Source organism: Brevibacillus borstelensis, assembly GCF_003710865.1.
GTDB lineage: Bacteria > Bacillota > Bacilli > Brevibacillales > Brevibacillaceae > Brevibacillus > Brevibacillus borstelensis.
Window position 1 is genome coordinate 1 of the sequence record NZ_RHHO01000064.1, and the last position, 13,931, is coordinate 13,931.

A 13,931-nucleotide genomic window follows, 5' to 3' on the forward strand; every position below is an offset into this window, starting at 1 on the left:
CCCTTGATGGTTCGTTCCTGGCGGAATAACTGGGACGAGATCGCCACTTTCTTTAAATATCCTCCCGAGATTCGAAAGCTGATCTATACAACTAACGTCATCGAGAGTTATCATCGACAGCTTCGAAAGGTGACAAAGGGAAAAGCCATGTTTCCCACAGACGATGCCCTTTTGAAGATGTTATATCTCGTAACCATGGATGTTCTGCGAAAATGGACGGGACGAGTCCAGAACTGGGGCCAGATTCTCTTACAGCTATCCGTTTTCTTTGAAGATCGGGTACAGCCGTACATCCGTTAGCAAATGAAAGGCTTCATCCCCGAAGGGATTATCTTTCTCTCCACCAACGCGTCAAGGGTTCGCTTCGCCTCACGCCCTTGACTCTATTGGCTCCGAAAAAGATGTCCCAATTAGGGGGATGAAACCTGTTCATATATCGGTTGATTGAGTTTACACAAAAATCTTGACAGACCCGCTGTTTACAGTAATTTTTACTGCCCCACCTGTCGGATATTCGGCGAAACATCTGCTCCTCCTTGATAAAAAGCAGCTTCCCTACGGTTTTAGCCGACCCACCGACGATATAATCTTGATCTACTTTTGAAACAGAACTGAGAAACCTTTTTCCCAAACCCATGATAATCTTGTACTGTAAGCAAATATGGAAAGCCACCCGGAATCAATCCGAGTGGCTTTTCTGTTTTCTTACCATGGATGTCCGGCTTTCTGGCTTATAACGATTCAATGGGGTGGTGGTGCTTTCAAAGGTGGTTAATACGGGAAGCAACGTAGAGCAGTCAACCATGGATGAGTTGGTAACAGTGAAGTTCAACCAATTAGCAAGGAGGTTTGTTCCGAGTGGGAAACATGGGCGATGATGTATTCTCGGTATGCAGCTGGCTGAATCTCGCAACGGGCATTCCAACCGAAACATTCAGGGCTCCAGATGAGTTTCAACGCCCATTGTGGATCGTCGAGGAGCCCTCGCGCACCGCGGAACCACGTAGGGCAGATGTCTATCGGGAAAAGGCGACAATGAATGTTGTCCTGATGGCAATGGATGATAAACAGCTTACGGATGTGTCTCTGCTGATTAGACAGAGTCTTGCAGACCGGGGCTGGATCCTCCCGCTCTACAGTGCAGACAAGCAGCAGGTAGGGTTTCTGCGGGAATGTCGATTGACGATGTACAAACCAAATGGCTTTGACCGATCAATCGAGCTTGTGTATACGGCATATATCCCGTATACCCCGATGGAATACGATCCATTGGAAGTGATTCATCGACGGTACGATGAGACATTAAGAAAAGGAGACAAGATGTATGGCTCGCGCAAAATCAAAGGAAATTGACATGGACCAAGCATCGGTAACGTATGCGAAAGACCAAATCATGAAGGTGGCTGAGCAAAAGTTTGGGGTAAACCGAACCGAAGCAATTGCCGCCTTTTTTGATGCACCGGCGGAGATGACGGTCGCCGAGGCAGAGCAATGGATTCAGAAGTTTAAGGAAAGGAAGGCGGTTTAAATGGCGGGACTATATCAACCGGGAGAAGAAAAAGCGCTGTCCGGCGTGTACTCTTTTTTAAAGTCGTTTATCAAAGAGCAGACAACAATGGGGATTCGCGGGAAGCTGGCTCTTCCTATCGTGGCTCATTGGGGGCCGATCGGGGAGTTTGTAACCGTCCGTACAAAAGCCTCTGCTCAGAAAATTTTTGGTGCGACGGAAGAATTTGAGTTGATTTGGGCGTCCGATCCGCATCCGACAGAAGTTTTGCTCTATCGGGTGGCTGGTGAGAGCGCTGCTGCCGCAAGCGCAACATTGAAGGGCGCTGCCACCGAAGTTTTGAAGGTGGAAGCAAAGCACAAAGGCGAGTTGGGCAACAGCCTGAAAGTTGTCGTACAGCCTAATCTCATCGACCATACGAAAATCGATGTACTCGTTTATCGAGGTGCGGAGTTGGTAGACAATCAGACAGGCGGGACCGTCGACGAGCTGGTCGAAGCTTTCCAAGGCAGTGAATTTGTTGTACTCAAAAAGCTGGCCGATGGGCTGCCTGATCCAACGGCGGGGGTCATCCTGTCTGGCGGAAACAGCGGAACAAGCGTGGAGGCCACAAAGTATACCGCCTATCAAAACGCTTTGGCTACACAGAAAGGCAAATTCGGTGTGTTTACATTGGGAATCGCCGACCCGGCTTTGAACGCTGCTGCAGAGGACTGGACGAAGCAGCAATGTGAGATCGGAAACTACGTCAAGTTTGTTTTTGGCGGCGACAGCAACAGGGATAAAGACAAGAAGGCGACCATGAAAGCATCTACGGATGCCAACCATATGGCCGTTGTCAATGTGGGGAGCGGGGTTCACTGGAGAGGAAAAACCTATCACAGTGCCAAGCTTGCTATCTATATTGCCTCACTCATGGCATCCATGCCGCTCAATTATACGATGGCTCTGTACATCACACCATTTGAGTCTCTGACTGTGGAGTGGGATGAAGCTACAGACTTGATTGAAATGGTACAAGCTGGCGCTCTCATGCTGAACACGGACAACAACCGGGTGATCATTCAGGAGCCTGTAAACACGCTGACGATTCCGGGGCCCAACCAGTCAAAAGACTACGGAAAAATCCGAGTAGCTGATACATTCCATACCATTTTGCACGCGGAAGAGAAGGCAGGAAAGGAATGGATTCGTCAGCAGCCCAATAGCAACAGTCCTGCACGGCGTGCGGCTTTTTGTCAGATGATGAAACGGGAAGTGTTCAAGCCTCTGGCAATGCTTGAGGTAATCGCTGATGACTACGAGTACATCGAGGACCCGGATTACCACGGGGATAACGCCATTTATACGCCGGCTCGCAACGCTGGACATTTTATCGCCGGCTTCCGCCACCAAGATGCGCTCGAAAAAATCTATATTTACAACAAATCGAATTGAGGTGAAGTGGCATGGCAGCAACTTTTTCGGGTACCCATGGGCATTTTTACAACCAAAACGGCAAAGAGCTTCCGGAATGCATCGGATTTGAGCTTACCGAGGAATTTGAAAAAGGAGAAAGCAAGCGTGCGGGTCGACTCCGCAAAAGTCACCGCGTATTGTCTTCTTCGGTCAGCATGACTGCTACTTTTGAACGGACGGCAGACGTCCAGGAAATTATTAAGGAAATCGCCGCTAATCCGGAAAAGAAGGTCAATTTTATCGGCGAACTAAATGATCCGGTCGCTGGGAAGTATCGTGTCGCTGTTACTGGCTTTTCTCCCGACTCCCTCGTTTTGGCAAAATGGGGGCATGGCGAGCTGGATGAAGACACGACTCTGGAAGGCACAGTCGACGACTACGAGTTTATTTAAAAATAGGGGAAGAGGAGGAAACAACCGTGAGTGAATTTTTGACGATGGAAGAATTTTTGAGTATGGACACCCAGGAGCACGTAAAGGATGTATGGTTGTGGAAGCGCAGAGAGGTTGCGCTTCCCATCCGCTCCGTATCTGGCGAGGTATATTTCAAGGCAAGAAAGGCGGCACTGAAGGTATCCGTGTTGGGCAAAAAGGGCAAAGCGGAGCGCAAAGTCGAGTTTGACGACCTGCGTCAGAAGGCGGAGATTATTATTGCCGGCATCGATACAGAGCGTACCGACTTCCGCATTGACTCTCCGCAGGTACTCGCCAAATTCGGCAAAATTGCAGCTGTTGACGTCATTCCTTGCATCTTCCGACCAAGTGAGATTGATTCGCTGTACGAGGCCATTGCCCGAATCAGCGATTTTGCCGACGACGAGGAGGCAGAGGAAGAGGTAAAAAACTCATAAAAGAGAGCCCTGAGCTGGCTCTCTATTCGTATATTTGGCAAGAAAAAAATATTTTCCCGCACGAGATTATGCAGCTCACAGAGCGGGAGAGACAGTTCATCTTAGTTTCGACGGCGATGGAGATTGAGAGGAAAGCGGAGCAAGCCGAGAAAATGGAGCGAACGAAAGGACGACGTATGAAAGGGAGGAGGAGGTAGCCGGTGGGAAACAGTACAAGTCTCGAAATACAGGCAAATACGCCTAAGCAGCTCTCCTCTTTCATGAAGAGCTTGAACAGCATCCTTGATTTATTGGAAATAGTGGATGATGCAGCTTCTGGTTTCGGGAGGACCATCAGTCGTTTTACCCACATTTCCATTGTGAATGTGTCCGTTGCCTTTACCCAGGTTCATCTTGAGGCGGCAAAAGCAGCCAATAAAATAATCCAGTTCGAACAAGCAGTTGATTCTGTTGACAGCAAGAAGATCGACCATTTGGATCGGGCTTTGCAAAACTCGGGGAAGGCTGGAGCAAACGCAGCGAAATCCCTAGAGTCCATGGAGAAAGCTGTCACTAAAATGAAAGAATTAGGAGGTATTCTCTCAACTGCTGGGCAGATAATAACTGCTGGTTTATCTGCTGCTGCAACATCAGCCTATGACATGGAGCAAGCCGTAGACATTCTACAGGCCAAAGTAAGCGCAACAGATGCGGAAATGAAAGCTATGTCCAAGTCTGTTTACGGGTTGTATACCTCCGGGCTGGTTGAATTTCCGCGAGAGGCAACCGAGTCTTTTGGGCGATTCCGGCAGCTGTTGGAAGGGACCGATCAGGAAATCGAAAAGGTAGCCGGGGGAGCGCTGGCTTTGGAGAAGATCTCCTACGGCAAGCTTGATCAGGACAATGTTACAAAAGCATTGGAAATGATGCAAGAGCAGTGGGGCACAGACCCGGTCAAAGGCCTTGATTTGATCACTGCGGCCTACAACAGAGTCGGGGATAAAGCTGGCGATATGCTGGATACCATTGCGAAGTATTCCCCGTTTTTCAAAGAGGCGGGGATGAGCGCGGAAAAAATGATGGGCATGTTTGTAGCGGGTACAGAAGCAGGGGCATCTAACTTCAGTAGTCTGGGCGAAGAGTTTAAACAAGGGTTTGGGAAAAATTTGAACAAGGCACTGGACGAAGGCGCTTTGAAGGCTCTTAAACCAATATTTGGAGAAGAGAAGCTGTTTTCTATGCTGGATCAAATCAAATCCGGAGGGAAAGAAGCTGAATCAGCCATCGCGGCTATTACAAAAGGGATTATGTCGCTGGAGGATCAAGCTGCACAAGACAACGTCATGTCAGCCATTTTTAAAGGATCGTATGCGGATCTGGGACGCGATGCTACTCTTGCAATGCTGAATGCAGGTCCACTGGAGGATTTTGCGGGCAAAACGGCAGAAATCACAGACAAGGTAAAGGACGAATGGCGAGCCATGGCAAATGAGATGAAGCTTGCTTTCCAACCAATCGGTGCTACCGTGCTGGATATTGTAAAGCCCATTGTTGGAGTAATAACAGAGCTGGCCAATGGTATCGGGGCTTTTACAAAAGAGCACCCGTTCATTACAAAAGTGGCGGTGTCTTTTCTGATGCTTGTTGCTGCCTTGGCATTGCTTGCTGGTCCGTTGATGTTCTTGGCGACGATTTGGATACCACTGACACAGGGTTTTACAGCAATGACAGGGGTTATGAGCGGCTTTGGGTTAGCTTCGTTGACTGCATTGTGGCCTATTCTCTTGGTTATCGCGGCTGTTATCGCGCTGATAGCGGCAGGATGGTGGTTATACGATAACTGGGAAATGGTTAGCACTTATCTAGTAGCAGCATGGGAATTGATCAAAAGCGTAGGTTTAGCCATTTGGGAAGGCTTATCTGCATACTTCACCATGTTAATTGAATTTTGGAAGGGAATTTTCACAGGGTTTATACAGTTCTTGACAGGGGATTGGTCCGGTGCCTGGGAAACGATTAAGACCACCTTCTTCAATGCTTTCACGACGATAGACGGGTGGTTTGGCGGATGGATCAGCGGTTTGTTTGAGAGCGGGCAAAAAATAATTACCACGATCGTAAGCGGAATTTTGTCGGTCAAAAACAAGATTGCAGAGGCTCTCCAAAGTGCATTTCAATGGGCAGATCAATTTCTCCCTCACTCAGATGCAGAACTGGGGCCGTTCTCGCGTTTGACTGAAAGCGGTATGGCGATTCCCGAGACGATGGCGATAGGAATACATGCAGCAGATGATTCTTTGGTAAATGCGATGGAAAGCAGCTTTAGTCAAGTGCCCAGCTACACACCTTCTTTGGCTAACAGCGAAATTTCGCAAGGCAAAGGGAGTCAATCTGGCCCAAGTCCAACGTATGTTGATTTCCGACCAACCATTCAAGTGTCGTTGCAGGCCAAAAACATGAACGATAAAGAGGATCTGTATCAGTTGGCTGAACAAATGGCCGAAACCATAGCTGAGAGATTACATCATGTTTTATCAGGAACCGGCACCGTTGCTCTTGAGTAAATAGACCTCCTTCAGAAAAATGGTTATTATAACGAATATAACCATTTTTAAAACTAAGGGGGCCTCTTCTATGTGGAAGGCGCTGGCGATTTTTTGTATTTTGGCTTTTCTTGTTTTGATAACTATGGCGGTCATAAACATGGTGAGAAAAACGGGGAGTGCCAAGCGGATGTTGATGTACGCAGTGGTTTCATTGGTTTTGGCAATCGTAGGGGCGAACATAGATGTAAACAGTAAAGAGACGGTAAAGCCTCAAGCCTATGAAGTGGAGGACGTCCCTCCATATTCGATCGCAGACGAACAAAGCGATAAATCGCAGAGGCACTTGCGTATAACAACGAGTGCGTCGGAAGAATCAGATCTAAGAAAGATTGTTCTGGACATCCGGAATAAATATCAAACGGACGAAGCAGTTTGGCTGTTTATTCACGAGCCGGATAAGAACCCGAATGGGAAAGGATTCGGTACCCTAATTGCTACGGCGAGGTTTGGAAATACCGAACTTGGGACTGCAGCGGCTGGGACTAAAAGTATTGAAGATTACTTTTTTGAGAAAAAGTAATTGAGGGGCTTACCCATTAAATGGAAAAATAGCTGTTTGCCTCTCAATCCGTACTGAGGAAGTTACACGGTATGGAAATTAATCTCGGCTAGTGTTGAACGAAGAATGCTAGGAGAATGGATGGCAGGTAAAATTTTTCCTGTATAGAATATTTTCCACTAAGGAGGGTATTGTGTATGGGTATATTTGGCGGAAAGAAAGAAACAAATAATGAGTCACGTATCTTAGTGATAACCTCTGATCGATTAAACAGGGACTATGAACCATTAGGGACCGTTATGGTAACATCCCCCAAAGTTACGAATGACTTTAATTTTATCATTGATTTAGTCGGGGAAAAGGCTAAAGAGCAAGGCGCAGATGCTGTAATTTGTTTTAGGTACAGTCTCAGTGGGGCTTTGCACACTGGCTACGGCACCGCAGTAAAATACAAGTAAATACCAAAAGACGCTCTTCATGCGAGGGGCGTCTTTTTCATTGGAGGTAGGTGAGATGAAAACCAAGCATCTTGAGTTTTGGCTCGCTTGGAACAACAACACGGAAAAGCTTCGGCTGCCCGTCATTCCGGCGACTATATCGGTAAAGACCGGACACGGTTTTACAGATATCGACCTTGTAGCTATTGGAGAAGCCACGATCATTGGTGAGCCAAAATTGGAGGAGTATTCATTCTCGACAATCTGGCCTGATCAATACGATCCGGGATTTTGTGACTACGACGGCTTCCCCTCGCCAGAAGAGTTCGTGTCGACCATCAAGCGCTGGAAGAACACCGGATACCCGATTCGTTTTACGGTGACCGGGAGCGACATCAATGTCCCTGTCACCATCCGAGATTTCAGTTACGAGTGGAATGGCTTTGATATTGAATTCAGCTTAACGCTGAAAGAGTATCGGTTCGTTACGCTGGAGAGCCGCTCCGTGAATATCCCTTTCCAAACGACAGGGAAAGGCAAACGCCCGGATACGAAAAAAGCCAAAGTTTCCTCTACAAAAAAAACGAGTGATGAGAAGCAAACTCTCGTTGAAAAATATCTCTCAAGATCGAAGTCAAAGGGAAAGGAGTAGATCCGGATGCTGCCCAGGTACCATTATGAAATCCGATTTCAAAAGCCTGGCCAACAGGCGGTTCGACTCCCTTTTACGGAAGCAACTTGGTCTGGAAGCCGTCAGGAGGCAAAAAGAACGCTCGCGGTCAAAACAAATAACGGACGAGACCGGTTTTGGCCAGACGCAGCTATCGAAGAAGGCGACCTAATGGAATTGATATCGTACGTATCAGGTTCGCCACGCACTCTGTTTACGGGTATGGTTGTTGATTTGGGGATCACGTCCAAGGGCGATCTGAATCCGGTTGCCTATGACTTCGGTTTCTACTTGTTAAACAACGATGTCGTTGTCGTGACCACAGGAGAACCAGCCGATCAGCTTCTCCTTCGTATTTTTGAGCAGCGCGGGATACCGGTGGGAGGGATCGGCAAGATGCCTCCGGTCGAAAAGCAAACGATTCGCGGAAAAAGCGTATGGGATGCGGTAACGGACATTTTGAATCAGGTGTACCGTTCATCGGGAATCCGCTACTGGTGCTGGATTGATCAGGGAAAAGCATTTGTGGGTACACAGCGCGGCCAAACCAAGCAATGGACATTGCAGCAAGGCAGCAACCTGCTAAGCGCAGAACGGAAACGATCGATAGCAGAAATGAGAACGGTCGTGAGAGTCATCGGAAGTGACAGTGAATACGTTTCTGTTCTTCACGATGAAGTAAACTCCGCCAAAGCCAAGCGGTATGGTCACCTCGTAAAAGTAATCGAATTACAAGACGAAGATCGCGACAACAAAATCTCGATAGCCAAACAAGAGCTGGAGAATCTGAGCCGCGTGAAGGAGCAGGCTTCCGTGACAGCGCTCGGGATCGATGATGTTATCGCGGGTACGCGGATCGAGATATACGAGGAGCTGACCAAGCTTTCCGGGATCTTCACTGTTTTTGGCGACAGCCATACGATCCGGCCTGGCTATCATGAAATGAAATTGGATTTGCAGATGGAGGTGAGCGGCAGGTGAATGGATTCCAAAAGCTGGCGTATGCCTTATCGAATCTTGGTCAAGACCAAGGAAGCAAAACATTCAAAACAGCTCCGAAAGAGATCAGGATCGAACTGGCTACGGTATTAACACCTCCACCCGATTTGAAAATCTTGATTGACGGCATGTCTGTTCCACTCGGGAAGGAATTCCTCACGGTGGCGGAACATTTGACACGCCACAAACGCATTGTGACCATCAGCCATCAAGAGATGGCCAAGCGAGACCTGGGAGATGCGAAACGGGAGGACTTTTTGGATACGGACGATCTGGCTGCCCCTTTCACATCGTACAAGCACAGCTATGTAGAGATGCAGTTTGAGGACGTTCTGAAGCCGGATGATAAGGTCCTCGTTCTTTCCGTCAATTCAGCTTACTACATTATGGACCGGGTGGTGGGGTTATGAGTATATTCCCGGAAATGACCCGGGTAGAAAACCCGGGAACAGAAGGAAAAAAGCCGATTGTCCCTGTATTGCGAACATATGCGTTTGACTTTGATGCAGGAGATTTTGTGCTCCGTCCAGGAGGGAAGCCTTCCATTATTGAGGGGGAGGCCGCGTTGATACAAAACGTAAAAAAAGCGCTCATGACTGACCGCTACACCTTCCCGATCTACTCATCGGACTACGGCAATGAGCTAAAAACGCTAATCCGCGGCGATGGCACAAGGGAATGGAAGCAGGCGGAAGCCAAACGGTTGGTCCGGGAGGCAGTTGAGTATCTGTTTGGGGTAGAGCGGTGCGAGAAGTTTTCATTCCGGTGGAGCGGCAATACGTTACAAATCTTTTTTTTATTGATTGTGGAAGACGGAACGGTGGAGATGGTGATCGATGTCTGAAACAGTAAAAGCAGTAAAGGGAATCGAGTCGGAATCTTTTGAAGAAATCTTGTATCGCTTGCTGCAAGCAGCCCCGGATGATCTGGATAAAAGCGAAGGATCGATCATTTACGATGCACTGGCCCCCATTGCCCTTGAATTGTTCATTCAACAGGAAAAGTTCCGGGAGATATTGGAACAAGCCTTTGCCGTAACTGCCAAAGGAGAGTATCTGGACCAGATTGCGGAAGATCATGGTCTAAAGCGGGCGCCGGGAGAATCGGACGAATCTTTGCGTGAGCGGATCCTTCAGCAGAAGAGAAACCCGGAGCGTGGCGGAGCGGAAGCTGATTATGTTCGGTGGGCCCTCAAAGTGACGGGTACGACTTACGCCAAGGCAATAGACATGGCAAGAGGTATTGGCACAGTGGACGTCGTCGTGGGCGGCACAATCCCCGATCTGGTGGAGCGAGTGCAGGAAGAGATCAATCGGCGCAAGCCAAGCGGAGTGGATGCAGTTGTACGCCGCGTTCGCATGCAAACGGTACCGATCATTGTTCAGGCGATTGGGATTGAAGCCGAGAAAGCGAAACAAGCGATTTTGGATTATACCCGAACAATCGGCGTAGGCGGAACACTTTACGCAGCCAGAATTTTGTCGGCAGTTATCAACGCAGGAGCAGCGGACGCATCCATGGTCACGCCGACCGAAAACGTGATTCTTTTCCCTGATGCTCAAATAGATCCGGTGGTGACGATCGAATGAGCACACCAGGTGACAAATTAATGGTCTATTTGCCCGGATACTACCGAAAGAGTCGTCATATCCGGGCAATCATGGATGCAGCGGGAAAAGAGCTTCCGGACGTTGACGGCGAACTGTGGAAGGCGTTTTTTGTCCATCTGCAATCAGATGCGTCACGTGAGTTATGGAGAAAAGAATTAGACGCCAAAGACGATGAAGAGTTGCTTGCCAAGCTGCGGTCAAACGGAACGATGAGCGTCGAGACACTCAAGACGCAAGGCTTCGGCTTGCAGGAATCGTATAGGCTGATGCCGGAGGCGGGGGTAGAACTGTCGGAATCGGGAGTGCTTGCAGACGGTTGGGAGTTTTCTCCGTTGTCGTCTGTTATCTATACGACACCGGAAACACTGGCTATTGCCCGTGGTCTTGTCGCACTGATGGGTCTGGCCGGATTTCGTTACCTGTTTTCCGTTTCATTGTCCCATCACGTAGAGTATCAACGTGGAACTTCTCGGGCAGGCATGAACCTGTACACCGCCGTTACGATGCCAGACAGGACCGACGATGACTTGAGCGGCAATGAAAAGCAGTCGAGTCATCACGTCGAACAGTACGCCCTCCATACTGCCGGGTGCGACCGGAAAAGCTGGTGGTCGCCAAATATCACGTTTCTTGAACAGGCGACCTATTTGACTCAAACATTACGGATACAAAAAAGCAATGTATCGATAACGACTTAGGGGGTGTTTCCCATAGCTACGAAAACAAGCGATGTAAAAGGGATGAAAACGTTCCAGGCCTTTAACCTGGTCAGAAACGGTCAAGTCTTTATAGCGGTAGGAAGAACTTCGCCTTGGGACAGCCATTCGCCCGAGATTGTTCCAGATGTGCAGTACGGTCAAACGATCTCCGAAATTGTGGCTCTCAAACGAGCCGACCAGGTGAGATTCGTCTTGCCCGACGACACAAACGGGACAATCGAACAGGTCGGGCAGAAATGGCGAATCATCGACGAGGAGGAAGCGCGGGCCACCGATTGCCGGTGGGTTTATATTCAGGCGTGGCTTCGATACGACGAGTTTCCGCTTTGCACATACCGTCAAACAGGGGTGTATGCAGGGACAGTCCTCGCTCAAGGATTGCCGGTAAACAAACAGGTTGCAACCATGGATGAAATCGTTGACTTGGGCTTTTTGTTAACGGTTACCAATCAATCGCCTGTTGAGCGAGAAGCGACAAACCGGGAAAGCATCGAGTACATTCTGGAGCTGTAAAGGAGGTTTATCATGAAACAGGTTTATAATCGCTTTGATCCTTCGAAACGATGGAAGTCTATCGATTTTGTCGGTGGCAGACGGATTCAAACCGCCGAACTGAATGAACTGCAGGCTATGTCGCTGTTCAGGGACAAGCAGATTGGCGATGTGATTTTTGGTGCCGGCCATATTATCGACGGCGGTCAACTTTATATCAGTGCAGACAAAACACTTTTGCGCATCTCTCCCGCCCGCGTGTATTTGGACGGCATCATCCATGATCTGCCGGAAACAACGCTGACCATCAGCGGGGCGGGAGAGGAGAGCATCGGCCTTCGAGTCGAAACACGAAGCCTCACTTACGAAGATGACCCAACCCTGTACGATCCAGCGGTTGGGTTTTCCAATTACGGAATGCCCGGTGGACAGCGAACTATCATTGAACCGGCGTGGACACTAAACGATGAAGCGGCGACGCCGATGTTTCGACTGGTGGACGGGGAGTTGGTGACAGCGAAACTTCCGCCGGAGTTAGAAGGCTTTACACCGGTCTTTGCACGCCGTACCTATGATACGAACGGTTCCTTTTTGGTATCCGGCATGGATGGTTATATCGAGCCGAAGGATGCTGAAAATGTGACGCTGGTGGTCGATGCCGGACGGGCATATGTTCTCGGCTATCAGATTGACAAGCTCGTTCCGATTCGAGTATCCATACCGAAGGCGTTGGATACGAGAATGGTGGTCAATGAAACGAAGACGTACCTCGCTGGAACAAGCTATTATCCGCTTAATACCAAGCCGGTGAAGGCTATTCGCCAGGTGACTGCGACAGTTGAGCGAACCGATACGATCACACGCGGCAACGTGGCGGGCACTTCCGATATGTTGCCGAAAACGCCTGTCGTCGACATCGTTTCCGTGAGGGCGGGAAGCACCGAGTACAAGAAGAGCGTTGACTTTCAACTCTCCGGAGATACAGTGGACTGGTCCCTGGCTGGCGCCGAACCAGCCGGAGGCACCTCCTACACGGTTACGTATCGGTATACGAAAGTAATGGTCGAAGGAACCGATGTGGAATTGGAGAACGACGGCATCAAATGGCTAAGCGGAGACAAACCGGTCGTAGGGACGACATTCCAGACGACGTATGAGTTTTACTTGGCTCGCAAGGACGTTTACTATCTAACATTTGAGGGCGAAGTGAAGGTAATTCACGGTCAGTCAGACATCTCTCCTTATCCGCCATCGTCGCCCCCTGATGTCCTGGAGCTGGGAGAAATATATCTGCCTCCCAACTCCAATGCGGTCGTAGTGACCAACCGGAAGCCGAAACGGTTAACCATGTTGGAGCTCCGATCGTTATTGGATCGTCTGGAGCGGGCGGAGTACAACCAAGCCATCGCCGACTTGGACAGACAAGCCCAGATTTCCGACCCCACTCTCCTGAAAAAAGGAATTTTCACTGATAACTTTACAAACTTTGAACGGGCGGATGTGACGCACCCCCTTTTTGATGCCATGTTGAATCCGAGGGAGAAGGTGGTGCAGTTGCCGCTTGAGCAGACGTTTGTTGAACTGCAAGTCGAGCAGCAGGCATCTACGGTTCGATTCCATGAAAGGCTGGTGACACTGCCTTACAAGGAGGAAGTGCTGATCGATCAGACGTATGCGACCGAGGCCATGAACGTGAACCCTTACCAGGTGTTTGGAAATTTGGCGACGATCCGTCTGACCCCCTCTCACGATACATGGGTCGAAGAATCTATCGTAACCAAGAAGGTGTGGGGATGGTGGGCCGACTGGCGGACTACCGGAACGACACGAACGGAAACAAAAATGATTTTGGACGAGAACGTGCCATACATCAGGCAGCGAGAGATTACGGTATCTGGCGAGGGCTTTGAGCCGTTCAGCGACAATATCAAAGGGACATTTGACGGAATCCCGGTCCACTTGGTTCCGTTGAACGGAACATTGGCAGGGACGTTGCCAAATACTATCCGGGCGGACAAGAATGGCCGGTTCACATGCAAGTTCATGATTCCTCCTAATGTCCGTACGGGAACACGTGAAGTCTATCTATGGAACGAGGTGTAGAA

The 13,931-nt window shown here is 49.2% G+C and carries 17 protein-coding genes; all 17 read left to right on the top strand.

Annotation, left to right across the window (positions count from 1 at the left end):
- Nucleotides 1-300 (top strand): transposase (locus EDM54_RS24395; protein ID WP_148040238.1); only part of this gene is annotated, 300 nt, incomplete at its 5' end.
- A gap of 567 nt (nt 301-867) precedes the next feature.
- A complete protein-coding gene (locus EDM54_RS24400; RefSeq protein WP_122959015.1) occupies nt 868-1,353 on the top strand; it encodes a hypothetical protein in 486 nt (161 codons plus the stop codon).
- A complete protein-coding gene (locus tag EDM54_RS24405) occupies nt 1,325-1,528 on the top strand; it encodes a YqzN/YkzM domain-containing protein (RefSeq protein WP_122958995.1) in 204 nt (67 codons plus the stop codon). Before EDM54_RS24400 ends, EDM54_RS24405 begins: the two co-directional genes overlap by 29 nt.
- Nucleotides 1,529-2,944 (top strand): phage tail sheath N-terminal beta-sandwich domain-containing protein, encoded by a 1,416-nt coding sequence (locus EDM54_RS24410; protein ID WP_122958996.1) that lies wholly within the window; start codon nt 1,529-1,531, stop codon nt 2,942-2,944.
- Nucleotides 2,945-2,955: 11 nt separating this feature from the next.
- Complete coding sequence (locus EDM54_RS24415) at nt 2,956-3,357, top strand: phage tail tube protein (RefSeq protein WP_122958997.1); 402 nt, start codon at nt 2,956-2,958, stop codon at nt 3,355-3,357.
- A 26-nt stretch (nt 3,358-3,383) separates the two neighbouring features.
- A complete protein-coding gene (locus tag EDM54_RS24420; protein ID WP_122958998.1) occupies nt 3,384-3,815 on the top strand; it encodes a phage tail assembly chaperone in 432 nt (143 codons plus the stop codon).
- 200 nt (nt 3,816-4,015) lie between these two features.
- Entirely contained in the window at nt 4,016-6,358 is a 2,343-nt protein-coding gene (locus tag EDM54_RS24425; RefSeq protein WP_255320355.1) for a phage tail tape measure protein, read from the top strand.
- 70 nt (nt 6,359-6,428) lie between these two features.
- Nucleotides 6,429-6,920 carry a hypothetical protein gene (locus EDM54_RS24430; protein WP_122958999.1) on the top strand — a complete coding sequence of 164 codons (492 nt, stop codon included), beginning with the start codon at nt 6,429-6,431 and terminating at the stop codon, nt 6,918-6,920.
- Nucleotides 6,921-7,096: 176 nt separating this feature from the next.
- Nucleotides 7,097-7,357: a YbjQ family protein gene (locus EDM54_RS24435; RefSeq protein ID WP_122959000.1), complete on the top strand. Its 261-nt coding sequence runs from the start codon at nt 7,097-7,099 to the stop codon at nt 7,355-7,357.
- A gap of 55 nt (nt 7,358-7,412) precedes the next feature.
- Nucleotides 7,413-7,988 carry a hypothetical protein gene (locus EDM54_RS24440; RefSeq protein WP_122959001.1) on the top strand — a complete coding sequence of 192 codons (576 nt, stop codon included), beginning with the start codon at nt 7,413-7,415 and terminating at the stop codon, nt 7,986-7,988.
- Between the two features lie 6 nt (nt 7,989-7,994).
- Nucleotides 7,995-8,987 carry an XkdQ/YqbQ family protein gene (locus tag EDM54_RS24445; RefSeq protein WP_122959002.1) on the top strand — a complete coding sequence of 331 codons (993 nt, stop codon included), beginning with the start codon at nt 7,995-7,997 and terminating at the stop codon, nt 8,985-8,987.
- Entirely contained in the window at nt 8,984-9,415 is a 432-nt protein-coding gene (locus tag EDM54_RS24450; protein WP_122959003.1) for a DUF2577 domain-containing protein, read from the top strand. The genes EDM54_RS24445 and EDM54_RS24450 overlap by 4 nt, the downstream gene beginning before the upstream one ends.
- Entirely contained in the window at nt 9,412-9,849 is a 438-nt protein-coding gene (locus tag EDM54_RS24455) for a DUF2634 domain-containing protein (protein ID WP_122959004.1), read from the top strand. The genes EDM54_RS24450 and EDM54_RS24455 overlap by 4 nt, the downstream gene beginning before the upstream one ends.
- Nucleotides 9,842-10,594 (top strand): baseplate J/gp47 family protein, encoded by a 753-nt coding sequence (locus tag EDM54_RS24460; protein ID WP_122959005.1) that lies wholly within the window; start codon nt 9,842-9,844, stop codon nt 10,592-10,594. The genes EDM54_RS24455 and EDM54_RS24460 overlap by 8 nt, the downstream gene beginning before the upstream one ends.
- The gene (locus EDM54_RS24465) at nt 10,591-11,313 is read left to right on the top strand and encodes a hypothetical protein (protein ID WP_122959006.1); all 723 of its coding nucleotides are present in this window, start codon (nt 10,591-10,593) and stop codon (nt 11,311-11,313) included. Before EDM54_RS24460 ends, EDM54_RS24465 begins: the two co-directional genes overlap by 4 nt.
- A gap of 42 nt (nt 11,314-11,355) precedes the next feature.
- Nucleotides 11,356-11,847 (top strand): BW3TFN family phage tail fiber component, encoded by a 492-nt coding sequence (locus EDM54_RS24470; protein WP_122959007.1) that lies wholly within the window; start codon nt 11,356-11,358, stop codon nt 11,845-11,847.
- A 12-nt stretch (nt 11,848-11,859) separates the two neighbouring features.
- On the top strand, nt 11,860-13,929 hold the full coding sequence (locus EDM54_RS24475; RefSeq protein WP_255320354.1) for a DUF4815 domain-containing protein: 2,070 nt from the start codon (nt 11,860-11,862) through the stop codon (nt 13,927-13,929).
- The last annotated feature ends 2 nt before the right edge of the window (nt 13,930-13,931 follow it).

Coding starts and splice junctions, on each gene's coding strand:
- EDM54_RS24400 (WP_122959015.1), top strand. CDS start 868: ATGGGCGATGATGTATTCTCGGTATGCAGCTGGCTGAATCTCGCAACG.
- EDM54_RS24405 (WP_122958995.1), top strand. CDS start 1,325: ATGGCTCGCGCAAAATCAAAGGAAATTGACATGGACCAAGCATCGGTA.
- EDM54_RS24410 (WP_122958996.1), top strand. CDS start 1,529: ATGGCGGGACTATATCAACCGGGAGAAGAAAAAGCGCTGTCCGGCGTG.
- EDM54_RS24415 (WP_122958997.1), top strand. CDS start 2,956: ATGGCAGCAACTTTTTCGGGTACCCATGGGCATTTTTACAACCAAAAC.
- EDM54_RS24430 (WP_122958999.1), top strand. CDS start 6,429: ATGTGGAAGGCGCTGGCGATTTTTTGTATTTTGGCTTTTCTTGTTTTG.
- EDM54_RS24435 (WP_122959000.1), top strand. CDS start 7,097: ATGGGTATATTTGGCGGAAAGAAAGAAACAAATAATGAGTCACGTATC.
- EDM54_RS24440 (WP_122959001.1), top strand. CDS start 7,413: ATGAAAACCAAGCATCTTGAGTTTTGGCTCGCTTGGAACAACAACACG.
- EDM54_RS24445 (WP_122959002.1), top strand. CDS start 7,995: ATGCTGCCCAGGTACCATTATGAAATCCGATTTCAAAAGCCTGGCCAA.
- EDM54_RS24455 (WP_122959004.1), top strand. CDS start 9,412: ATGAGTATATTCCCGGAAATGACCCGGGTAGAAAACCCGGGAACAGAA.
- EDM54_RS24460 (WP_122959005.1), top strand. CDS start 9,842: ATGTCTGAAACAGTAAAAGCAGTAAAGGGAATCGAGTCGGAATCTTTT.
- EDM54_RS24465 (WP_122959006.1), top strand. CDS start 10,591: ATGAGCACACCAGGTGACAAATTAATGGTCTATTTGCCCGGATACTAC.
- EDM54_RS24470 (WP_122959007.1), top strand. CDS start 11,356: ATGAAAACGTTCCAGGCCTTTAACCTGGTCAGAAACGGTCAAGTCTTT.
- EDM54_RS24475 (WP_255320354.1), top strand. CDS start 11,860: ATGAAACAGGTTTATAATCGCTTTGATCCTTCGAAACGATGGAAGTCT.